Annotated in this window: 22 protein-coding genes and 1 pseudogene; 13 read left to right on the top strand and 10 right to left on the bottom strand. The window is 53.6% G+C overall.

Features of this window, described 5'->3' with window-relative positions; translation table 11 throughout:
• Positions 1 to 23: 23 nt before the first annotated feature.
• Positions 24 to 992, top strand: a complete 969-nt coding sequence (locus tag C6I21_RS06435) for a sugar phosphate isomerase/epimerase family protein (protein WP_105958625.1) — start codon at positions 24 to 26, stop codon at positions 990 to 992.
• A gap of 244 nt (positions 993 to 1,236) precedes the next feature.
• Here the strand turns inward: C6I21_RS06435 and C6I21_RS06430 are convergent, their stop codons facing one another.
• Positions 1,237 to 1,428, bottom strand: coding sequence for a hypothetical protein (locus C6I21_RS06430; protein WP_142393223.1), 192 nt, complete (start codon positions 1,426 to 1,428; stop codon positions 1,237 to 1,239).
• Positions 1,429 to 1,661: 233 nt separating this feature from the next.
• Between C6I21_RS06430 and C6I21_RS16765 the strand changes: the two genes are divergently transcribed.
• From C6I21_RS16765 to C6I21_RS16875, 3 genes and pseudogenes are all read left to right on the top strand, one after another.
• Positions 1,662 to 1,784, top strand: coding sequence for a hypothetical protein (locus C6I21_RS16765; protein WP_280953443.1), 123 nt, complete (start codon positions 1,662 to 1,664; stop codon positions 1,782 to 1,784).
• Complete coding sequence (gene tnpB, locus C6I21_RS16880; protein ID WP_105958623.1) at positions 1,762 to 1,944, top strand: IS66 family insertion sequence element accessory protein TnpB; 183 nt, start codon at positions 1,762 to 1,764, stop codon at positions 1,942 to 1,944. Before C6I21_RS16765 ends, tnpB begins: the two co-directional genes overlap by 23 nt.
• A pseudogene (locus C6I21_RS16875) lies at positions 1,934 to 2,629 on the top strand (IS66 family transposase); the annotation flags it as partial. The gene tnpB and the pseudogene C6I21_RS16875, both read left to right, overlap by 11 nt.
• On the opposite strand, the gene C6I21_RS06415 reads toward C6I21_RS16875, so the two are convergent.
• The 3 genes from C6I21_RS06415 to C6I21_RS06405 are packed head-to-tail and all read right to left on the bottom strand — an operon-like array spanning position 2,535 to position 6,147.
• On the bottom strand, positions 2,535 to 4,475 hold the full coding sequence (locus tag C6I21_RS06415; RefSeq protein WP_105958621.1) for a PTS fructose transporter subunit IIABC: 1,941 nt from the start codon (positions 4,473 to 4,475) through the stop codon (positions 2,535 to 2,537). The pseudogene C6I21_RS16875 and the gene C6I21_RS06415 sit on opposite strands and share 95 nt — an antisense overlap.
• Positions 4,472 to 5,392 (bottom strand): 1-phosphofructokinase, encoded by a 921-nt coding sequence (gene pfkB / locus C6I21_RS06410; RefSeq protein WP_181186131.1) that lies wholly within the window; start codon positions 5,390 to 5,392, stop codon positions 4,472 to 4,474. The genes C6I21_RS06415 and pfkB overlap by 4 nt, the downstream gene beginning before the upstream one ends.
• Positions 5,389 to 6,147 (bottom strand): DeoR/GlpR family DNA-binding transcription regulator, encoded by a 759-nt coding sequence (locus tag C6I21_RS06405; RefSeq protein ID WP_105958619.1) that lies wholly within the window; start codon positions 6,145 to 6,147, stop codon positions 5,389 to 5,391. Before C6I21_RS06405 ends, pfkB begins: the two co-directional genes overlap by 4 nt.
• 193 nt (positions 6,148 to 6,340) lie before the next feature.
• On the opposite strand from C6I21_RS06405, the gene C6I21_RS06400 reads away from it, so the two are divergent.
• The 6 genes from C6I21_RS06400 (at position 6,341) to C6I21_RS06375 (ending at position 14,537) form a co-directional block, all read left to right on the top strand.
• Positions 6,341 to 7,501, top strand: coding sequence for a galactokinase (locus tag C6I21_RS06400; protein ID WP_105958618.1), 1,161 nt, complete (start codon positions 6,341 to 6,343; stop codon positions 7,499 to 7,501).
• Positions 7,502 to 7,527: 26 nt separating this feature from the next.
• Complete coding sequence (gene galE / locus C6I21_RS06395; RefSeq protein WP_105958617.1) at positions 7,528 to 8,529, top strand: UDP-glucose 4-epimerase GalE; 1,002 nt, start codon at positions 7,528 to 7,530, stop codon at positions 8,527 to 8,529.
• Complete coding sequence (gene galT / locus C6I21_RS06390; protein ID WP_105958616.1) at positions 8,526 to 10,040, top strand: UDP-glucose--hexose-1-phosphate uridylyltransferase; 1,515 nt, start codon at positions 8,526 to 8,528, stop codon at positions 10,038 to 10,040. Before galE ends, galT begins: the two co-directional genes overlap by 4 nt.
• Positions 10,037 to 11,230, top strand: coding sequence for an ROK family transcriptional regulator (locus tag C6I21_RS06385; RefSeq protein WP_105958615.1), 1,194 nt, complete (start codon positions 10,037 to 10,039; stop codon positions 11,228 to 11,230). Before galT ends, C6I21_RS06385 begins: the two co-directional genes overlap by 4 nt.
• Before the next feature lie 116 nt (positions 11,231 to 11,346).
• Positions 11,347 to 12,108, top strand: a complete 762-nt coding sequence (ytvA, locus tag C6I21_RS06380; protein ID WP_245411553.1) for a YtvA family blue-light photoreceptor — start codon at positions 11,347 to 11,349, stop codon at positions 12,106 to 12,108.
• Positions 12,109 to 12,491: 383 nt separating this feature from the next.
• Complete coding sequence (locus tag C6I21_RS06375; protein ID WP_105958613.1) at positions 12,492 to 14,537, top strand: catalase; 2,046 nt, start codon at positions 12,492 to 12,494, stop codon at positions 14,535 to 14,537.
• A 48-nt stretch (positions 14,538 to 14,585) separates the two neighbouring features.
• Here the strand turns inward: C6I21_RS06375 and C6I21_RS06370 are convergent, their stop codons facing one another.
• Positions 14,586 to 14,978, bottom strand: a complete 393-nt coding sequence (locus C6I21_RS06370) for a hypothetical protein (protein ID WP_105958612.1) — start codon at positions 14,976 to 14,978, stop codon at positions 14,586 to 14,588.
• Positions 14,979 to 15,124: 146 nt separating this feature from the next.
• On the opposite strand from C6I21_RS06370, the gene C6I21_RS06365 reads away from it, so the two are divergent.
• Positions 15,125 to 16,081, top strand: a complete 957-nt coding sequence (locus tag C6I21_RS06365) for a D-2-hydroxyacid dehydrogenase (protein ID WP_105958611.1) — start codon at positions 15,125 to 15,127, stop codon at positions 16,079 to 16,081.
• Here C6I21_RS06365 and C6I21_RS06360 read toward each other — a convergent pair.
• From C6I21_RS06360 to C6I21_RS06345, 3 genes are all read right to left on the bottom strand, one after another.
• Complete coding sequence (locus C6I21_RS06360; RefSeq protein ID WP_245411552.1) at positions 16,078 to 16,743, bottom strand: class I SAM-dependent methyltransferase; 666 nt, start codon at positions 16,741 to 16,743, stop codon at positions 16,078 to 16,080. The genes C6I21_RS06365 and C6I21_RS06360 overlap by 4 nt on opposite strands.
• Positions 16,744 to 16,980: 237 nt before the next feature.
• Entirely contained in the window at positions 16,981 to 17,445 is a 465-nt protein-coding gene (locus tag C6I21_RS06350) for a hypothetical protein (protein WP_105958610.1), read from the bottom strand.
• 111 nt (positions 17,446 to 17,556) lie between these two features.
• Positions 17,557 to 18,369 (bottom strand): HAD family hydrolase, encoded by an 813-nt coding sequence (locus C6I21_RS06345; RefSeq protein ID WP_105958609.1) that lies wholly within the window; start codon positions 18,367 to 18,369, stop codon positions 17,557 to 17,559.
• A 329-nt stretch (positions 18,370 to 18,698) separates the two neighbouring features.
• Between C6I21_RS06345 and C6I21_RS06340 the strand changes: the two genes are divergently transcribed.
• Together C6I21_RS06340 and C6I21_RS06335 are read left to right on the top strand one after the other, a co-directional pair.
• On the top strand, positions 18,699 to 20,162 hold the full coding sequence (locus C6I21_RS06340) for a SulP family inorganic anion transporter (RefSeq protein WP_105958608.1): 1,464 nt from the start codon (positions 18,699 to 18,701) through the stop codon (positions 20,160 to 20,162).
• A gap of 14 nt (positions 20,163 to 20,176) precedes the next feature.
• Entirely contained in the window at positions 20,177 to 20,602 is a 426-nt protein-coding gene (locus tag C6I21_RS06335) for a universal stress protein (RefSeq protein WP_105958607.1), read from the top strand.
• Positions 20,603 to 20,740: 138 nt separating this feature from the next.
• Here the strand turns inward: C6I21_RS06335 and C6I21_RS06330 are convergent, their stop codons facing one another.
• The gene (locus tag C6I21_RS06330; RefSeq protein WP_105958606.1) at positions 20,741 to 21,163 is read right to left on the bottom strand and encodes an ATP-binding protein; all 423 of its coding nucleotides are present in this window, start codon (positions 21,161 to 21,163) and stop codon (positions 20,741 to 20,743) included.
• The gene (locus C6I21_RS06325) at positions 21,160 to 22,410 is read right to left on the bottom strand and encodes a PP2C family protein-serine/threonine phosphatase (protein ID WP_181186130.1); all 1,251 of its coding nucleotides are present in this window, start codon (positions 22,408 to 22,410) and stop codon (positions 21,160 to 21,162) included. Before C6I21_RS06325 ends, C6I21_RS06330 begins: the two co-directional genes overlap by 4 nt.
• Positions 22,411 to 22,433: the final 23 nt, after the last annotated feature.

Here is a 22,433-nt window from a genome sequence, read left to right as displayed (position 1 = left end):
AAAGGAATGAGGAGGAATTAGATATGAAATCAGGCGTATTTACCGTTCTCTTTGCAGATAAATCGTTTGAGGAAATGCTTGATCACGTCAAAGCATCCGGCCTTGATGCCGTGGAAATCGGCACCGGGGGCTATCCGGGAAATGCCCACTGCGATATTGATACGCTGCTTGAAGACGAAAAGGCCCGCCGGGAGTATTTGAAAAAGGTGAGCGACCGCGGCCTGACAATCAGCGCCTTCAGCTGTCACGGGAACCCGATTTCCCCGGATACGGCATTTGCAGATGAGTCGTACAACATCATGATCAAAACGATCAAACTGGCGTCTCTGATGGATGTTCCGGTCGTCAATGGATTTTCCGGAACGGCCGGGGATCACGACGGAGCCAAGCATCCGAACTGGCCTGTCGCTCCGTGGCCGCAGGAATACAGCGATATTCTGAAGTGGCAGTGGGAAGAAAAGCTGATTCCGACGTGGAAAAAGATTGCGGCGGAAGCAGACAACCACGGCATTAAAATCGGCATTGAACTGCACGGCGGATTTCTCGTACACTCGCCGCATACGATGCTGAAACTGCGTGAGGCGACGTCGCCGGCGATCGGCGCTAACCTGGATCCAAGTCACCTCTGGTGGCAGGGTATCGATCCAGTGGCTGCGATTAAGATTCTCGGTAAAGCCGGCGCGCTCCACCATTTCCACGCCAAGGATACGTACATTGATCAGGATAACGTGAACATGTACGGCCTGATCGATATGCAGCCTTACAGCGAGGTGCAGACACGCGCCTGGTCGTTCCGCTCGGTCGGCTGCGGCCACAGCATGCAGGAGTGGGCCGACATGATCAGCGCCCTCCGTACGTACGGCTATGACTACGTCGTCAGCATCGAACACGAAGACCCGATCATGTCGATCGATGAAGGCTTCCAGCGCGCAGTCAACAACGTAAACAGTGTGCTCATCCGCGAAGAGCCGACCGAAATGTGGTGGGCGTAAGCAGAGAAAGCCTTTATGATGAATTGGACACAGGCAGAGCTGGAGAGCGTTCTGCCGTGCAGCGGAAGCGCCCGGTCCACTCCAGGACCGGGCGCTTCCGTCTGAGAAAGAAGCAGACCGCTTCTTTTTTAACTAATAAGAATGTATAAAATCCAAAGCCTCTTCCAAGCAGGCATGCCAAGAGCTGCAGCATTTCAACGTTTTGCTGCATTTACCGTTTGTTTCTGTTGGTAGAGCTTCTCCGCTACTCGGCAGAAGCCTGCGTGGGCTTGTCTTTCAGCCGGGCACTATTTGCACGGCTGTATAGCATGAGCGGAGCCGGCCTATGGTTTGAGCCGCAGGGCAGCGGTCTTCTTTCATACGGCGCGGCCGCGCGGAGCCATGCTTCTTCAATCGAAGCATTGTCCAGCTGCAGCGCCCGCTCTGGTTCCTTCACCCCTGCCGAAGAAAGCAAAGAGCAGCTTTCGTCTGCAGGGCCTCCAGGACTGGTCGCTCGTGACCAGGGCGCTTCCGCTTTTCAGATTCCCTCCGGAACGCGTACGGCTGCAGGTGTAGGCAGGAAGCGGGAACCTATTCCATAAACCTCATTTTTTTCGAAGACCAGTCGGGTTCTGCCTGGTTTATTTAGGTTCTGCGGATTGGAAAGCGCCGCTTCCAGCTTCAAAGCGATTGGCAGGAGAGCTGCTTCTCACCTGCCGGGAGGTTCAGATTCACGTGCCGGCGGGATTTGAGCCGAAGCTTCTTGAGGAAGTCGTGGAGGTGGTGAAAGATGATACCGATATCCAGTGGTAAGCACCGGATTTTTCTTGCCCATGGCGACACCGGCATGCGCCTCGGAATTGACGGCATCTCGGCCCTGGTACAGGAACGCTTTCAATTGGATCCCTTCCAATCGGACCTTTTTTATTCTGCGGCAAATATAAGGACCGGATCAAGATTCTTCATTCGATAATAACCGGATGGAACGGGGCATTCGCAGTTTTGCCGTGGGACGAAACAACTGGATGTTTTCCCGAATCTCACGGGGAGCACGGATCAGCGCGGCGGTATACAGCCTGATCGAAACGGCGAAAGCTGACTACCTGCATCCCGATACGTACCCGACCTATCTGATGGACATGCTCCCGTACCGGCCGGACTGGAAGCTTACCTTCCCTGGTCCGACTCCCTTCCCGGCTCGCTGCGCCATAACTACCAAGGCACCGGCTCGTATAGGAAGCCGTCTGTTCGATGAAGCGGTGCTTCGGAAGGCCCGGCGGGGACGCCGATGGGATCAGCGCCGTCCGAAGATCCTTTCCCAGACCGGGGCGGTCTGGGAAATAGCTGAGGCAAGCCCCACGGCAAGCTTCCGCCGAGGTCTGGAGAAGCACCGCCATCCTTCTGCCTGTTCGACAACCTTCCCGAAAGGGAGGGTTTCTTTTTTTGCCTTCTATGCACGAATTCTTAGACGCTTCCGGCGGTCCGGTCCGGAAATACGCACAGCAAAAGGCCGTCCGCAATCGTCGATACGACTGCGGACGGCCCTGCTCTGTTCAGCAGTATTTAAGCTGCGGCGGATTTCTTTCCGCTGCTTTTCGTTTTCGGTGTGGCCGGTGCTGCTTTGTCCTTTTTCAGGATGCCGAGAAGCACAGCTGTGACAGCGGCTCCGATGACAATAGCCAGCAGGTACAGCGGCCAGTTTTCGACGAGCAGGAGAACGAACACCCCGCCGTGCGGCGCTTCGGTTGCTGCGCCGAACAGCATGGACAGGCCGCCTGCTACAGCGGAACCGGCAATAATGGATGGAATAACGCGGACAGGGTCCGCTGCGGCGAATGGAATCGCCCCTTCTGTAATAAACGATGCACCGAGCACATAGTTCGTGCGGCCGGAATCCTGTTCTTCTTTCGTGAACTTCTTCCGGAAGAACGTCGTTGCCAGGGCGATTCCGAGCGGCGGAACCATGCCGCCGGCCATGACCGCTGCGTGCGGTGCGAAGTTACCTGCTTCAATCATGGCAATACCGAAGGCGAAAGCCGCTTTGTTGATCGGTCCGCCCATGTCGACCGCCATCATACCGCCGAGCAGAATACCGAGGAATACAATGTTACCAGTGCCGAGACCGTCCAGCCAGCTGACCATTCCGGTCTGGGCTGCTTCGAGCGGCACAATCAGGAAGTACATGAGAAAACCAGTCGAGAAAATACCTAAGAGCGGAAGGACGAGAATCGTTTTAATTCCTTCAAGCGACTTCGGCATGAACGAGAAGAGCTTGCGGATACCAAGAACGAGATAACCACCGAGGAAACCGGCGATAATACCACCGAGGAAGCCGGCGCCGCCGGTTCCTGCCATCAGACCACCTACCATACCGGCAGCGAAACCAGGACGGTCGGCGATGCTGTAGGCAATAAAGCCGGCAAGAACAGGAACGAGCAGGAAGAACGCGTTGGCGCCGCCGATTTCAGACAGGATCTGTCCGAACGGGCTGATCTCGCCGCTGACCGGATCTTCAAAGAAAAAGGAGAGTGCGATGAGAATACCACCGCCGACAACGAATGGAAGCATATTGGAGACACCGCTCATCAGATGCTTGTAAATCGCCTGACCTGCGCCGCGGAGGCCTCCGCCACCGCCGGAGGAAGAGGCTTCTTCTCCTGAAGTACTGCTGCCGCTTCCACGGTGAACCGGTGCGTCGCCGCGGTTCGCCTGCTCCAGAAGTTCCTTTGGACGGCGTATTCCTGCAGTAACTGGTGCGTTGATCAGCTTCTTGCCGTCAAAGCGGTCCGTTTCCACCTTCGTATCGGCGGCGATGATGACCGCGTCCGCGCGGGAGATGTCCTCTTCGGTAAGGCGGCTCTTCACCCCGTCGGACCCGTTTGTTTCGACTTTGATTTCATAGCCGAGCTCTTTCGCTGCATCTTTCAGCCCGTCCGCTGCCATGTACGTGTGGGCGATGCCTGTGGGGCAGCCGGTAACAGCGATGAAGTAAGGGCGTGTGCCGCCGGAAGATTCCTGCGCTTCTGGCGCATCCTCTTCTGCGAGCTTTTCTTTTTCTTTTGCATCGACTGCTTTTAAAATATCCTCTTTCGAAGACGCTTTCAAAAGCACCTGACGGAAATCTTCGTCCATTAACAAGGTTGAGAGGCGGGAGAGGGCCTGCAGGTGTGTCTGATTGGCACCCTCGCTTGCTGCGATCATGAAGAACAGGTGGCTCGGCTGGCCGTCGAGGGCATCGTAATCAATGCCTTCCTGCGAGCGGCCGAACACGATCGCCGGTTCCGTGACTGCAGCTGTTTTTGCGTGCGGGATCGCAACCCCTTCCCCGATACCGGTGGAGCTCTGAGACTCGCGCTCACGGATCGCTTCTAAGAACGACGCGCGGTCATTCAAGTGGCCGGCTTTGTCGAGCGTTTCGGCAAGCTCCTCCATGACTGCTTCCTTGGAGGTCGATGCCAGTTCGAGCACCATCGTTTCTTTCTTCAACAGTTCTGTAATTTTCATGTTAATTCCCCCTTTAATAAATCAATCTCTGCTTCCAGTTTTTCAACAAGGGAACGAGTGGCAAATCCAGTGGAAAACGTCGTCGCCGACCCGAAGGCAACACTCGTGCGGAAAGCATCTTCGATCGAACCGTTTTCCTCCAGGCGGTAAAGAAATCCTGCCACCATAGAGTCCCCGGCGCCGACGGAGTTCCTCACTTCTCCTTTCGGTACGGCCGCTTCCGTAAAGCCGTCCCTGGATACGAGAAGTGCGGGATCCGCGCCCCTTGAAACGAGGACGTAATGTGCGCCGCCGGCCACCGCGCGGGAGGCAAGCTCTAAAACGTCGTTTTTCCCTGCCGCTTTTTCGCCGTACAATGCTTCCAGTTCTGCAATGTTCGGCTTAATGAGAAAGGGCTCTGCGTCGAGTGCCTTTTTCAGCGGTGTGCCGCTCGTATCGATCACGGTGCGGATGCCGCGGCTTCTTGCTTCGGCTGCCAGCCGGTAGTACGTGTCATCCTGGACGGTCGAAGGGAGGCTGCCGGAAAGGACGAGCGTATCGTCTTTGGTCAGTTCATCAATCTGCTGCTCCAGCTTTTTCACGTCTGCTTCGGTGATCGCCGGCGCCTGGCCGTTGATTTCCGTTTCGGTCTCTGTCTTCAGCTTCACATTAATCCGCGTCATGCCTTCCACGTGCAGGAAGTTTGTATGAAGCCCTTCCCCCTGCAGCGTGTCCTCCAGGTAGGCTCCGGTGAAACCGGCAGTGAACCCGAAGAGCTCTGTCCGGTGACCGAAGGCGTGAAGCACTTTTGATACATTAATACCTTTGCCTCCGGGAAGAAGCCGCTGGGAGGACGCCCGGTTTGTTTTCCCTTCGGTGAAGTGCTCCACTTCGAGGAAATAATCAATGGATGGATTCAACGTCACTGTATAAATCACAGCCTCACCGCCTTTACACGCGTATAGTCCATCAGCTGATGGAGAAACTTTTCCAAACTGTCCGTCTCTTCCGTGATCAATTCTGCTTCCTGCAGTTCCGCGAAGCGTGAAAACGACGTTTGATTCAGCTTGGAGGCATCCGCAAGCACAAAGGCCTGCTGTGCTTCCCGGATCGCCAGCTGCTTGATATTTGCTTCTTCCGGGTCCGGCGTAGAGTAGCCGAACTCAAGGTCAACGCCGTTTGTACCGATGAACGCTTTATCAAAGCGGTACTGCTTCATCGCTTCGACAGCAGCTCTGCCGACAAAGGCGTGCGTTCCGGATTTGACATAGCCGCCGAGAACGTAGGTGCGGAACCCGGCCCGGATGGAGGCTTCAATAATGTTCAGGCCGTTTGTCACGATCGTGACGTCTTTTGACTGTATGTGACTGATCATCGCTTCTGTCGATGTCCCGGCATCGATAAACACGGAATCTCCATCGGCAATTCTTCCTGCAGCGAGTCGGCCGATCTGATCTTTCGCTTTCGTAAACACCTGCCGCTTCGTCTGCATATCCGGCTCTTCCGACTTTCGTGACGGGAGGGATGCGCCGCCGTGGATCCGCTTGATGCGGTTCTGCTTTTCGAGTTCACTCAGGTCGCGGCGGATCGTCGATTCCGAGGCACCGGTCGCCGAAGTGAGTTCGGAAAGTTTGGCTATTTTCTGCTGCTCGAGAAGCTTTAAAATCGCTTCCTGTCTTTCATATGTGAGCATGATGTCCACCTCTTGTTGTTTTGTTAACGCTATCATAATACATCTTTCAATCAAAATCAATCACTTTTTATCAAAATCAATCAAAAAAATTCATTTTCGTGTAAGGGGTTGCATCTGCCAATCAATCCGCTATACTGCAAGTAGAACGTTTATTAAATTAATAAATAAAGATCGGGTAAGAAAGGATGGTTGGATGGAAGCCAAAGTACGTAAAGGGTTTGAAGAGCAGTTCGGCTTTCCGGCGGAGAAGCTGTTTTTCGCTCCGGGAAGAGTGAACTTAATCGGGGAGCATACAGATTATAATGGAGGATACGTGTTTCCGTGTGCACTGACCGTAGGTACCTACATGGCAGTCTCCCCGCGGTCGGACAGGCAGATCCGTCTGTTCTCCGGAAATTTCCGCGAACAGGGTGTCCAGTCGTTTACGCTGGATGAGCTTGTGTATGAGGCGGACCACGACTGGGCGAACTATCCTAAAGGAATGATGGCGGTTATGGCAGAGGCAGGCTGGAAAGGGGAGAAGGGCTTTGATGCTTACGTATACGGGAATATCCCAAACGGGGCCGGCCTTTCCTCCTCCGCGTCCATCGAACTCGTCATGGGAGCTGCCTGGGATGATCTGAATGATTTTCAGATCGACCGGATCGAGCTGGTGAAGCTGGCGCAGCGTGCGGAAAACGACTTTATCGGCGTTCAGTGCGGCATCATGGATCAGTTTGCGATCGGCATGGGTAAAGAAGCGCACGCCATGCTTCTGGACTGCAATACACTTGATTATGAATACGCTCCGGTGGAGTTAAAAGACATGAAGCTTGTAATTGCCAATACGAACAAACGGCGCGGACTGGCAGATTCGAAATATAATGAGCGGAGAGAGGAATGCGATAAGGCGCTGGCACTTCTGCAGCAGAAAAAAGACATCACTTACTTATGTGAACTGAGTCCGCAGGAGTTTGATGAGATCGCGGAAGTCCTGACAGACGATACACTCTACCGAAGAGCGCGTCACGCCGTCACTGAAAACGCACGCACGATTCAGGCAGCGAAGGCACTGGAAGAGGGGGATCTGCAGGCGTTCGGACAACTCATGACGGAATCCCATCAGTCGCTGAAAAACGATTATGAAGTAACCGGAACACATCTGGACGTGCTTCAGCATGCTGCAGCAAAACAGCCGGGTGTTATCGGCTCGCGGATGACCGGCGCCGGATTCGGAGGCTGTACCGTCAGCCTCGTGGAGAAGCAGGGAATGGATGATACCCTTTCCGCGATAGAGAAAGCATACGAAAACGAAATCGGCTGGAAGCCGGACTTTTACGTCGTCGGTATCGGCGGCGGAGCCGGTCTGTGCTGAATAGAAAAAAGAGAGGATGAGCGTATATGGCAGTATTAATCTGTGGAGGCGCAGGCTATATCGGCAGTCATGGAACAGCAGCACTGCTCGATCAGAACGAAGAAGTTGTCGTACTCGATAACCTGCAGACAGGACACCGGGAGGCCGTGATGGACGGAGCCGTTTTATACGAAGGAGATCTCCGCGACGGCGCGGTGCTCGATATTATTTTTCAGACCCATTCCATTACAGACGTACTTCATTTTGCCGCCGACTCCCTCGTCGGTGTCAGCATGAACGAACCGCTTACCTACTACGACAATAACGTCGGCGGAGCTTTAAATCTGCTGAAGAAAATGAAGGAATACGGCGTCGGACGCATCGTGTTTTCCTCAACCGCGGCGGTTTACGGAGAACCGGAAACTGTTCCGATTACGGAAGACATGCCGGTAAAACCCGGCAACCCATACGGTGAGACAAAGCTCGCGATTGAGCGGATGCTTCACTGGGCAGGAGAAGCGCACGGAATCCGCTCTGTCTGCCTGCGCTATTTCAATGTGGCCGGCGCGCATCCGGTACACGATATCGGCGAGGACCATCAGCCGGAAACCCACCTGATCCCGATTATTCTGCAGACCGCTCTGGGACAGCGGGAAAAAATATCCGTTTTCGGTGACGACTATCCAACAGAGGACGGCACGTGTGTACGCGATTATATTCACGTCCACGACCTGATTCAGGCCCACCTGCGTGCGGTCGACTACCTGCGCGGCGGCGGAGAATCGAATGTCTTTAACCTCGGCAACGGCAGCGGCTTCAGCGTGCAGCAGGTCATCGATACGGTGGAAGCCGTCACCGGGAAGGACATTCCGAAAGAAATCGCTCCGCGACGGGCAGGAGATCCGGCTGTTCTTATCGCCTCCTCCGACAAAGCGCGCCGCGTGCTGGACTGGCAGCCGGAGCAGCAGGATCTTCATACGATCGTGAAAACGGCCTGGGAATGGCATCAGCGCCATCCGGAAGGGTACCGCGGAGGCGGAGCGCTATGAACATCGACGCGCTGTTAAATGAACTGATCGACTACGCCGCCTCCAAGCATCTCATTGAGACCCAGGACCGCATTTACTGCAAAAATCAGCTTCTCTCTATCCTTGATATAACTGAATCGATCGAGCGTCCGGCTAAGGGAGACGGTGCCAGAGAAGCCGCAGCCATCCTTCAGGATATTCTGGACTGGGCCGCGGAAAACGGCGTTCTGGAACAGAACACGGTCACAGAAAGAGACCTGCTCGATACGAAGCTGATGGATGTTTTCGCCCAGAGGCCGTCGGATGTGACGCGCCGGTTCCGTGAACTGGAAAGAGAGAAAGGGATCCGGGAGGCAACGGCCTGGTTTTATGAATGGTGCCAGGATATACACTATATCCGCCGTGACCGGATCGCCAAAAACCTCAGCTGGAAAACGCCGACAGAGTACGGCGCTCTCGATATTACGATTAACCTTTCCAAGCCGGAGAAAGATCCGAAAGAAATTCAGGCAGCGAAAAAAGCGGTGGTTTCCTCGTACCCGCTCTGCCTGCTCTGCCAGGAGAATGTCGGCTACGCCGGACACTTAAATCATCCCGCCCGGCAGAACCTGCGGACGATTCCGGTGAAGCTCGCTGACGAAGAGTGGCACGTGCAGTTTTCGCCGTACGTCTATTACCATGAACATGCCATCGTTCTGAAAGCAGATCATGAGCCGATGAAAATTACAGCAGATACCTTTCTGCGGCTGCTCGACTTTGTGGAGCAGTATCCGCATTACTTTATCGGATCAAACGCAGACCTCCCGATCGTCGGCGGCTCCATTTTAAGCCACGATCACTATCAGGCAGGCCGGTACGAGTTCCCGATGGCGCGGGCGGAAGTCGATAACAAAGAGGAGCTTGCCGCCCACCCGGGAGTCACAGCAGGCCGCGTCCGCTGGCCGATGTCGGTCGTCCGTCTCAGCGGAAAGGATAAGCACAGTGTCGTCCGGGCAGGGGAAGACATACTCCGGCAGTGGAAGCAGTATGAAGACCGCTCCGTGCAGATCATTCCGGAAACGGACGGCACGCCGCATCACACGATCACTCCAATTGCACGGATGCGCGCGGAGCAGTTTGAGCTGGATCTGGTGCTTAGGAGCAACCTGACGTCCGAAGAACATCCGATGGGTATCTATCACCCGCACGAAGAAGTGCATCACATTAAAAAAGAAAATATCGGCCTCATCGAAGTTATGGGTCTCGCCGTTCTGCCGGGAAGGCTCGATAAAGAACTGGAACTGACTGCAGAAGCGCTGAACAGCGCGGATCCGGAAGCGGCATTGAAAGACAGCATTGCTGAAAAGCATGCCGCATGGGCGCTTGAGGCAGTGGAAAAAGGAGAAGCGGTGGACAAAAAAGCGTTTCTGGAGCAGGAAGTAGGCAATGTGTTCCATACGATTCTTCATCACGCCGGCGTCTTTAAACGCACCGGGGAGGGACTGGATGCATTTGACCGGTTTCTGCATACAGTGCAGGGGAAGCGGCCGTGAAAGAACAGACGAGCTTCTCCCGGATGAAATCCTACAACCGTTCCCGGATTCTCACCGCCATCCGGAGCCGCGGTCCCGTTTCCCGAGCAGAAGTGGCCAAATTAACGAAACTCACACCGCCGACGGTGACGAATCTGACCGCGGAGCTGATTGAAGAGAACGTCATTTTTGAAAGCAGTTCCGGGATTTCCAAGGGCGGCAGACGGCCGATTTTACTGAAGATAAAAGCAGACAGCCGCTCGATTATCGGCATTGATATCGGTGTGCAGAAAGTGCGGCTCGCCAGGACGAACCTGGAGGCGGAAGTGAAAGAGCGGCGGCTGGTGGAGATGCCGGATTCTCTGGATGCAGCGTCGTTTTCCGAGTGGATCGGGGAGGTGACCGAAGCCTTTATCCGGGAGATCCCGGAAGAGGCGCCTCCGCTTATGGGCATCGGTGTCGCCATGCACGGCATTATTGATCATGAAACGGGCACGGTCGAGCACGCACCGTCTCTCGGTTTCCGCCATGTGAAACTGAAGCAGTCGCTTGAGAAGCGGACGAACCAGACCGTGATTGTAGAGAATGATGCGAAAACGATGGCACTCGGAGAGCGCTGGTTCGGTGCGGGACGCAGTGCGGATACATTTCTCTGCCTGAACATCGGCGAAGGAATCGGCGGCGGCTGTATTATTGACGATACGCTGTACCACGGCGCCGACAGCCTCGCTGCAGAAATTGGTCATATGGCGATGGAGCGGAACGGGCGGATGTGCTCCTGCGGCGCTGTGGGATGCCTGCAGACGCTGGCATCCGGCGAGGCGCTCCGCTATCAGGCGGAAAAGCTTGCAGAAGCAGGTACGCTGAAGCTTGCGGAAGACCAGCGGGACGGAGCAGGAATTTTTTCGGCAGCTGAAAATGGAGACCGGGAGGCGGTGAACCTGCTGATGGAGGCCGGAGAAGAGCTCGGGCGCGGGCTCATCAACGCAATTCACCTGCTGAATCCGCCGTTGATTATACTCGGCGGCGGCGTGGCAAAAGCGGAGGACTACCTGCTGCCTGCCGTAAAAAGAGTCATTGAGGAACGGGCGCTCACAGAACGAGCCGCGGCGACGACAGTCGTGACGGCGGAGCTGAAAGGCGAAGCGTCGCTCATCGGTGCCTGCACGCTGATTCTTTCCAGGCTGTATGACCCGGATGTCCACGAATAGCTGCTGCTTTTCAATACTTTGGAATTTCGCTACAATAGAGAAAGCGGAAATTCAGAGCCTGCTTTCACCGGAAAGCGGGAGTATTTGAGAAAAGGGGCGATCCAGTGGTAACGGATTTGCAGGAACTAAAAAACAAAGTGCTCGAAAAAACGCAGCTCGTGTTCATTATCAGCGATCCCGAACAGCCGGATAATCCGATTATTTATGCCAACCAGGGTTTCTCGGATCTGACCGGCTATCCGAGGGAGGAAATGATTGGACGTAACTGCCGCTTTCTTCAGGGGGAAGATACCGATCCGGAGACGCTTGCCACGCTCCGGAAGGCGATTGCAGCGAAAGAACCGGTGTCTGTCGAAATCCTGAACTACAAAAGGGATGGGACGCCTTTCTGGAACCTGCTTCATATTGACCCCATCTACCTTGAGGCAGAGGAACAGCATTATTTTGTCGGCATTCAAAAAGATATTACGGAGTATAAAGAAGCGCAGGAGCAGCTGAAGCGGTTCAACGAAGAAATTGAGCTGCTCTCCACCCCTGTCGTGCCGGTAAAAGAAGGTGTCTCTGTCCTGCCGATCATTGGAAACATCGATGAGCGCCGGATGAATATTATCATTGAGCGCATTCTGCCGCAGCTTGATAAAGACGAGGTGGAGACGATGATCGTCGACCTGTCCGGATTTCAGGATATGGATGAAGCGGCGACATACGGCATTTTTCAGCTCGGAGACCTTCTCAAGCTGAAAGGAGTACGCATGATTATTACTGGCATCACGCCGAAAATCGCCATGCGTACAAGAGGCATCAATATCGACTTTACGGAACTGCAGACGTATGGCTCGGTCCAGCAGGCGATCGAGGCGCTGGAAAAAGGAAAATAATAAATAGAGGCTGGGACAAAACCAGAATCAGTAGAAGCCCTTACCATTGTTGGTGAGGGCTTTCTGTATGAGGGGTTGATCCTTCCAAGGGCAATCGCCTGCCGCGGGCAGGGCTTCAGCTAACCGCCGTAAAAACAGCAGCGGTGGATCTTCAGCTCCTGCTTTTCCCGCATGTATCTCTTTTCTTTTAAGACCAGGCAGTTTCTGCCTAATTTATTTATGCTGAAAGAAGGCATTCCAGTGGAATTTGTATGCGATTGTATTCCGACGAAAGTCTTGTTCGAAGGCAGAACGGTTTAAGTCATTTCCCGGATGGGAACAACTGTCTCTACAGGGAAAGGCCGGATACCGGCTTTTTCACTATGCAGGAGAGGATGACTTGAATGGCGGAAAACCGGAAACCAACGAAAAAAGACGAGCAGCTGGAAAAGTACACAGTCGTAGATAAAGGCAAGAAGCTGACGACGAACACGGGATTGAAAATGGCGGAGGATGAGTTCTCTTTAAAAGCCGGCGAGCGCGGGCCGACGCTTCTCGAGGACTTTCACTTCCGGGAGAAAATGACTCACTTTGACCATGAACGGATCCCGGAACGCGTCGTGCATGCGAGAGGGTATTCGGCACACGGCGAATTCCAGGTGTATGAACCGCTGAAGGAATTTACGAAAGCCGGATTTTTAAACGATACATCTAAAACGACGCCGGTATTTGTCCGTTTTTCCACCGTCGCCGGTTCAAAAGGTTCCTCCGAGACAGTGCGCGATGTCCGCGGCTTCTCAACGAAATTTTACACAGATGAAGGAAATTACGACCTCGTTGGAAATAACATACCTGTCTTCTTTATTCAGGATGCCATCAAGTTTCCGGATCTCGCCCATGCGGTGAAGCCGGAGCCGCACAACGGCATGCCTCAGGCAGCCTCAGCCCACGATACATTCTGGGACTTTATTGCGAACAATCAGGAATCTGCACACATGGCGATGTGGGCGATGTCCGACCGCGGTATTCCACGAAGCTTCCGTATGATGGAAGGCTTCGGTGTGCACACGTTCCGGCTCATCAATGATAAAGGGGAGTCCCATTTCGTGAAGTTCCACTGGAAGCCGGTGCTCGGTACGCACTCCCTCGTCTGGGATGAAGCGCAGAAGCTTTCCGGTAAAGATGCGGATTTTCACCGCCGCGACCTGTGGGAATCGATTGAAAACGGCGAATACCCGGAATACGAGCTCGGTCTGCAGATTATTAAAGAAGAAGACGAATTTTCCTTTGACTTTGATATTCTCGATCCGACAAAAGTGTGGCCGGAGGAAGAAATACCGGTGAAAATCGTCGGAAAAATGACGCTGAACCGGAACGTGGATAACGTCTTTGCAGAAAACGAGCAGGTCGCTTTTCATCCGGGAAGCATCGTGCCGGGAATCGACTTCTCCAACGATCCGCTGCTCCAGGGACGTCTCTTCTCCTACACGGATACGCAGCTGATCCGTCTCGGCGGACCGAACTTCCACGAGATTCCGATCAACCGTCCGGTCTGTCCGTTCCATAACAATCAGCGGGACGGCCACATGCGCCAGACGGTGAATCGGGGTCAGGTAAGCTACGGCAATAACTCGCTTGCAGATAATACGCCGGAGACGACGCCACCGGAAGAGGGCGGCTTCGAGCATTATCACGAGCGGATCGATGCACACAAAATCCGGGCGCGGAGCGACAGCTTCAAAGATCACTTCTCGCAGGCACGGTTATTCTGGAATTCGATGAGCGATCCCGAGAAAGAACACATTAAAGAAGCGTTCAGCTTCGAGCTCGGGAAAGTCGGCGAGCCATCTGTCCAGAAGCAGGTCGTGGACATGTTTGCCAACGTAAGCCGTGAGCTTTCCGACACGATTGCGGAAGCAACGGGTACAGAGAAAGCAGTCGGCACCGAGTCCCAGGTGACAAAAGCGTCCCCGGCACTCAGCCAGGAAAACACAACGTTTACGCCGTCCGGACGGAAAGTCGGCATTATTGCTGCAGACGGCTATAATGCAGATGCGGTACGCAGCGCGGCGGAAAAACTCCGTGCAGAGGGAGCGGTGATTGAAGTGATCAGCGCCAAGGGCGGCGAGCTCACCGGCTCTGACGGCACGAAACTCGGTGTGGATCATACGTTCCTTACCGGAGAATCCGTCCTGTTTGATGCCCTCCTTGCTGTCGGCGGAAAAGATACGGACCGTCCGTTCCAGCATGATGCCCGCTACTTCCTGCTGGAGGCGTTCCAGCACTTCAAGCCGATTGGCGCGACGAAAGATGCCGCTGCATGGCTGGAGGCAGAAAACATGAACGACCGGCCGGGAGTGGTACTTGAAGACAATGCGGCAGACTTCCCTAAGGCCTTCGCCGAAGCGGTTGCTTCGCACCGTTTCTGGGGCCGTGACATTATGAATTAAACGGTAAAACAGCCCCGGACAAAAAACGTCCGGGGCTGTTTCTTTTCATCAGGCAGTCTCATTATCCGGCGTTTTCAGTGCCATAATGAAAAAGAGGAAAAAGCTGATCATGAGGATAGAGCCGCTGATGATATAATAGAGAAGGGTAAACAATTCCGGCAGGTTAAACGGGCTGAGCATGAATACATACATGCCCGTACAGAGGCCGATCGTGCCGATGATGCCGCTCCAGACCTGGAAAAAAGCAAGCTTTCCGGGAGCAGGGCGGTACACTTTATAGTACATGGACCAGACCGCAAGCGTCAGCCAGCCTACGACGAGGACGTGTGCGTGAATCGGACGGAGCGCCGGACCGCCGGAGCCTGCCATGTGCCCTCCCATAAAAACACCGACGACACCGAAGGCCGCGGCAGTGACAAGAAGCAGTTTGTGATAGGACATGGGGATTCTCCTTTTCTGTATACGTTTGTTTTATGGTGCATCCTGTAGCACCAGCCTTGTTCAGTATACCGGAGAAAGTAGACACCATCTACCATGTTCACAAAGGTGTCGCGGAATAATCCAGCAGAAAAGGATGTGTGCGTACGATGAAACGGAAAATGTTTATTGGAAAAAACCTCTCTGACACGTTAAAACAGGAGCTGAGCCGGGAACTTCCGGACTGGGCGATTTCGTTTAAGGAAAAGGACAGCCTGCAGACAGAAAAGCTGCAGGAGGCGGATGTCATTGCAGCATGGAAGCCGGAAATGGAGGAAGAGATCGGAAAAGGAGCGCCGCTTTCCTGGATTCAGACGTGGAGTGCGGGCGTGGATCAGCTGCCGCTGGAGCGTTATGCGGGACGTGGATGGCGTGTGACGAGTGCGAACGGGGTGCATGCGCGGCCGATTTCGGAGACGATTTTTGCGATGCTTCTTGGGTGGACGCGGAAGATTGCGGCATACGTGCGTCTGCAGGGAAAAAAGGAGTGGCATCATGCGGGTCTGAAAGAGGAGATCCACGGGCAGACGGTGCTTTTGTATGGGATGGGGGCAATCGGGACAGAGACGGCCCGTCTGGCGGAGGCGTTCGGTATGCGTGTGATTGGTGTAAGGAGGAGCGGAAAACATGCGGATTATACGGAGAAGACGGTGACGCCGGAGGAGGCGGATGCGTACCTGGAAAAAGCGGATGTCGTGGTGAATACGCTGCCGCTGACGGAGAATACGAAAGAGTGGTTTACGAAAGCGCGGTTTGAGAAGATGAATGAGAGAACTTTTTTTATTAATATCGGCCGGGGCGGTACTGTCGAGGAGAAAAGTCTGGTGGAGGCGCTCCAGAACGGCGTGATTGCCGGGGCGGGGCTCGATGTGTTTGACGAAGAGCCGCTGCCGGAGAATCATCCATTCTGGGAGATGGAGCAGGTGATTCTGACGCCGCATACGGCAGGGTCTACGAAGTATTATGATGAACGTGTCGTCCGGGATATTTTGATCCCGAACGTGAAGGCGTTTGAGAAAAACGGGGAGCTTCCGGTCAACGAAGTGGATGTGACAAACGGTTATTAAACCGTCGACTCCGGAGCAGTCACGACGGCGATGCCGATCGGATAGTGGACGCCGGGGCGCTTCTGCTGATCAAAGCTGACGCCGAGCTGGTAGTACTGCTGTACGGATGCAAAGGAAAAATAGCTGTCGTGAAGCAGGGAGGTGAATTCCTGCTCGGTTAATTGAAAGTAATGGAACGGCGATCTGCATGGCTCGTGTCTGCCGGCGCCGAACGGCGTGGACAATACGAGTGTGCCGCCGGGCTTGAGGAGTGCGGCGAGCCGCTGCAGGCATTCTTTGTCATCGGGAAGGTGTTCCAGTGTTTCGAACGAAAGTATGGTATCGAAGGTGCCGATCTTTTCCGGGAGCTCCGGGTCAAGCAGGTCGCCGGCTGTGTACGTGAGCGACGGGTGGTAGTAGCGTCCTCTTGCGTAATGAATGGTTTCTTCATCCACATCGACCGCCGTTACTTCAGACACTTCGTTTTTCCGGGATTTCGCCGTCAGCTGCGCGCCGTATCCGCTGCCGCAGGCAATATCAAGAACCCGTCCTCCTGCATAAGGGAGGGCAAAGTGGTAGCGGGCGATGTGTTCGAGAAGCATGCCGTTGGTAGCTTTCATTTCATCCGGGATGATCCGTTCGCCGGTATCCTGCAGCATAAAGTTCACCGCTTTCCGTATCATTGCGTTCAACCGCAGTATAACACGGAGAGCGGACGGACGGCATAAGAAAAGCAGCCGGGAGCATGTCAAAGCTCTCCGGCTGTTTTTCGGTTATTCCGCGGTGCTGCCGGCAGCCTTCGACGTTCCGACCTCCTGCCAGTGTTTTAAATCGTTCAGCCTGAACAGCGGAGAAATAGACAAAAACTTCTTCACCGCTCTCCTGATAAAGCCGAATGCTTCTCTTTTAGGTTCAGGCAGTTATTCCTCGTCCAGAGCCTCTCCATCCTGCACTTCCAGTTCCTGAACAAGGCGGTGCTGATACATTTCTTCGGAGGCTTTCTCATCTTCATCCAGAACCGCAAAAGCGGCTTCCGCCTCTACCGTATACATACCGGGACCCGCGTCGATTTCCACCGTATAGCCGGCGCGGTCATCCCCTTCACGGAAAACTGTCTGCTGATCGACGTCGACAGCCTCTTCCTCCGCTTCATAAATTATTTCTCCCTCATGGCGGACTTCCGTAATTCTGGAGATGCTGTGCCCATAGTGAAATGTTCTGGTCTCTTCCCCATCGTATGTAAGAACCGGTGTGATAGAAAGCGTCCCCTGGGAATAGACGGGATCAATTGTCAGCTCCGCTGCCTCATATGGTTCATTATCACTGCAGGATTGAAATGTTATGACTGATCCTGCAAACAGTGCCAGTAAATATGTTTTGACCACGATAAACTCCCTCCCAGCCTAAGTGTAGCGGAGGCGGAAGGGGGCGTAAATCGTTTACAGTAAAATGGAGAAAAATAGGACAAACGATGATAAAATGACGTGTTTTACTTTTTACAGGGAAAGTGCAGCAGCCGGCGCGGGGAAATGATTCTTTAACACAAACCCTTCCAGAAAGCGGGCCACCCCGTCTGCTTCGTGATGCATCGTCACGAAATCGGCGTTCTGCTTCAGGAGATCCCCGGCGTTTGCCATCGCGACACCTGTTCCGCAGTGCAGAAGCATTTCCATGTCGTTCGGTCCGTCGCCGAATGCGAGGGATTCCCGTTTATGAATGCCATATTGATAAAGAAGGTATTCGATCGCTGCCCATTTTGAAACGCTGCTCCGCACGAGCTCAAAGCCGTCATCCCAGCGGATCATATCCGCATGCGGGCGGTAGAGAGAAGAGGGGACGGTTAAATGAGAGAAGGAGCGGACGCTGTATTTTAATATAGTGGATGGAAGGGCGTCTGTAATCGGGCCGGCATAAAGCGGCGCGCGCCGTCCTTCTCTGGACCATTCCTGGATGATGCTGCATTCCTTTTCGCAGTATAGTCCTTCTGCTGAATGAATCATTAAATTTCTCGGAGACTGAGCCATGACTGCCTGATGAAGCTCCTTTTTAATCGGAAGCGGGCGGAGCTGCAGTGGGTCCAGTGAATAGGAATCGTAAACTGCCGCACCGTTCAGGCAGATGATCGGCGTGTCCAGATCGAGTTCACGGTGGTAGGGAAGGGTGATATCCAAGTGCCTCCCTGTTGCTAAAAAAACGTGGACTCCCTGTTGTTTCAACCGGGCTACTGCTTCCCTCGTCCGGTGGGAAATAGTGTTGTCTGAGCGCAGCAGCGTCCCGTCCATGTCCAAAAAAACCGCTTTAATCTGCATATATATCCTCCTTCAGTCTGCTTCAGGCACTCCCGGTACCTGATTCCACCTTAACGGATGCATATAAAGGGGACGTTAATTTGATGTAAGGATGACGTAAGTAACGTGAAGATTCTGTAAATGAAAGGGAGACAAAGAAATTTCACATTTTGAAAAAGAGAATAAACAGGCGTATGAGGAAGATGAATAGAGAATAAAGGGAATGATGCACGCTTACATGGAGTTTTGACTTATTACTGGAAGCTGTTATACTCCGATTGTTCACTACGGACCGAGTCTTTCGCGGAAGGACTCATGAACAACAAAAACTTTAGGAAGAGGTGCATCTCTTGTTCTCGAAAGAAAAACTGAAAAATGAGTGGTTTGGCAATGTAAAAGGAGACATTCTCTCCGGTATCGTCGTGGCACTGGCCCTGATTCCGGAAGCGATTGCTTTCTCCATTATTGCCGGTGTCGATCCGATGGTAGGTCTTTATGCAAGCTTCAGTATCGCTGTAGTTATTGCATTTGTCGGCGGTCGTCCGGGTATGATATCCGGGGCAACAGGGGCAATGGCGCTCCTGATGATTACGCTCGTTGCCGATTACGGACTGGAATACCTGCTTGCAGCGACGATCCTGACCGGGGTGCTGCAGATTTTATTCGGCGTCTTCCGTCTGGCAAAGTTTATGAAATTCGTCCCCCGCTCCGTTATGATCGGTTTTGTCAATGCGCTTGCGATTCTCATCTTTACGTCGCAGCTCCAGCATTTCGTTGGAGAGACGTGGGTGATGTACTCGCTCGTCGCACTGACACTCGCGATTATCTATCTTCTTCCACGCGTGACGAAGGCCGTTCCTTCCACGCTGGTTGCCATTATCGTCGTTACCGGCATTGCTATCATGATGAACGCCGGTGTACGCACCGTCGGGGACATGGGGACGCTCCCAAGTACCCTTCCGGTCTTTTTACTGCCGGATATCCCGCTGAATTTTGAAACACTCGCGATCATTTTCCCGTACTCGCTTGCACTTGCTGTTGTCGGTCTACTGGAGTCGCTGCTGACTCAGTCGATTGTAGATGACATGACAGACACGGACAGCAATAAAAACCAGGAAAGCCGCGGACAGGGTTACGCGAACGTTGTAACTGGTTTCTTCGGAGGAATGGCCGGCTGTGCCATGATCGGTCAGTCTGTCATTAACGTGAAATCAGGCGGAACCGGAAGATTGTCTTCTCTTACTGCCGGTGTGGTTCTCATGACGATGATCATTGCGCTGAACGGAATCGTCGTTCAGATTCCAATGGCTGCGCTTGCCGGCGTAATGATCATGGTTTCGATCGGTACATTCGACTGGTCTTCCTTAATGAACATTCACAAAATACCACGGACCGATGCGATTGTAATGGTCGTCGTTGTGGCGACGGTCGTCTATACACACGACTTGTCCATCGGTGTGTTTGCCGGGATTTTACTGAGTGCGATCTTCTTCGCATGGAAGCTTTCCAAAGTAACCGTGGAAGAGCACTTCAACGTCAAAGCACAGTCCCTGACATATGAAATCCACGGGCAGCTGTTCTTTGCTTCCGTTCAGGATTTTGTCGATCAGATCGACTTTGAAGCAGACGTGAAAAAGGTTATACTGGACGTATCGAATGCGCATTTATGGGATGACTCTGCTGTCGGTGCGATCGACAAAATTGAGCACAAATATGATATGCGCAATATTAAGGTGGAAGTGACCGGACTGAATAAAGAGAGTTCCGAGCTGATGGATAAAATCGGCGGACTCAGCAAAGCGTCCGGACACTAATTGGAGGATGCTGTATGTTTAAAAAAATTCTGCTGGCGATTGATGGTTCCGACCACAGCCGCCGTGCGACAGAGAAAGCAGTGGAGCTTGCTTCGTTAAACGAAGGAGCGTCGATTGAAATCCTCTACGTCGTTGCGGGAAACAAATCAAAAACCGATGTGCTGCACTCCGGTGATTCCGAGAGCGCATCACGAAAAAGAGAAAGAATGGTACGCCAGTTTGAAGAGCAGGTTAAAGAGGAAGGCATCGAGGCTTCCCACACGATTCTTCACGGAAAAAATGGCGTCGCTGAAGCGATCATTGAGCATGCAAATGAAGGGGAGTACGACGCACTCGTTCTCGGCAGCCGCGGGCTGGGCACCGTGCAGACGATGGTCCTCGGAAGTGTGAGTCATAAAGTCATGAAGTACGTGAAAGCACCTGTCATGATGGTGAAATAAACATGAAGCCGTTCCGGCAGCCTGAATAGGGCGCCGGAACGGCTTTTTTTCTATGGGAGAAGAAAGCAGCAGCCAGGAGGACCGCCAAAAATGAAATCGCCAGGAGAACCAGCGCTGAATCGAGGTGCCGGCCCGCGGCTATCGCCGCTTTTTCACCAGCAGCACTTGATTGCCTTCTTTGTTATAGCGTACGGCATCACTGCCTTCCTGCATGATAAGGAGACCGCGGCCGGATTCGTCGAGTATATGTTCTGCAATATACGTTTCCCGATTTTCGCGGAGAAGGGCCAGGCGGCCGTTGCCGTCAAATCCGGATCCGTGGTGGGAAACCCGGACGAAAATTCGTCCGGCCGAACGGCGGATACAGATCGTGATGCCTTGACCAGTCACTGCTTCAGATTCTGTGTAGGAGATACTGTTCATGACGGCTTCACTGACGGCCACATCAAATACCCCAAGACCGCTTTCCAGTTCTTCCGCAAGAAGCGGCCGGATTTTTTGCATCAGTGCTTCATAGTCCTGCAGTGATGGAGAGTACAGCGTATGGTGGAAAACAATCATTCTGAAGCCTCCTGTACATCTCCGGCTGGGAGAATCAGCATCGAAGCAGCCGTAGCATCATCGCGTTTATGATATACCGCAAGTGTCTTAAGGTAACTGCATACATCGTCATAATTGGTAATGGCGGCGAGTTTGTCCACGTGAATCAGGTCAAAAATACCGTCAGACAGAAGATGGACGTGCTCCCCATCCTGCAGAAAAAACGTTTCTGTAGTAAAAGTGGCATTCTCAAACATACCGATAAATGGGCTCGGGGTCTCGATCGAAGCGGTCCCTTCTGTCGTGCCGTGCAGGAAGTGGTTGACGCCTGCCGAAGTGTACGAGAGTTCGTTGGTCTCAAGGTCAAACTCCATCATGATCGCTGCAGCAAAGTAGTCGACCGGCAGGGTTTCGTAGCTGACTGCATTTATCTGTGCCATCCGCTCATGAAGTGGAGCACTGCTTCTGCCTGCCTGTTCAAAAAGAAGGCGAACGGCCGCTGTCTGTATCGCTGTCGGCAGACCGTGACCCATCACATCGATGAGGTAGGCGTAAATCTTCCGTCCGTCTTCTTTGCAGTAGTAGCCGTATGTATCCCCGCTCACGTGTCCCGCTGGCTGATACACCGGGTCCAGCCGGATCCTTGCATCCCGGAGCGGCGGCGGCATCATCGACTTCTGCAGCATGCCGGCAATCAGCACTTCCTGTTCGAGGTCCAGTTCGCGCGTCTGATTCCGGCCGAACGCGGAGAATGCATAAATATCCCCCTCCTCATCGTAAAGCGGTGTAATATCCCAGTCGAACGTATAAAAAATGGAACGGGACTGCAGATTGCCACGGAATGTGCTGGTGCCGTCGGCTGCCGCACGGAACAAGGCGGCTTCCAGCTTTTCTTCCGTCTGATTTAGAAAAAGCTCAGGCAGCCGGCAGTCGGAAAGAGACACAGCTGTGTCTTCAATATAGCCTTCCATTTTCAAATTCCACGTGCAGACTGCCATATTCACGGTAAATGTGAAGACCGGGTAGGGGAGCGTGTCCATGAGCTGGCGGGAGCTGATCCGGTCCTTTCCGCCCTCTGCATCGTGAGGGACGAATGAGAGGAAATCCTGTATCAGCTGTACCGAATCACCGGTCAGCTCCCGGACGTCATATTTCGGAAACCAGACGGAGCACTGCTCGTTGAACCAGTAGACGGCGTGGTCCTGATGCAGATGCAGCCGCCCCTGTTCTGCAGGCACAGGAGAGGAGAGGACCGGTACTTCCCGCATCCCAGTATCCTCCACGGAGAAAA

It is taken from the genome of Alkalicoccus urumqiensis (genome assembly GCF_002993335.1).
GTDB lineage: Bacteria > Bacillota > Bacilli > Bacillales > Salisediminibacteriaceae > Alkalicoccus > Alkalicoccus urumqiensis.
The sequence above is the reverse complement of the archived record's forward strand: the minus strand, read 5'-3'. Positions and strand labels throughout refer to the sequence as shown.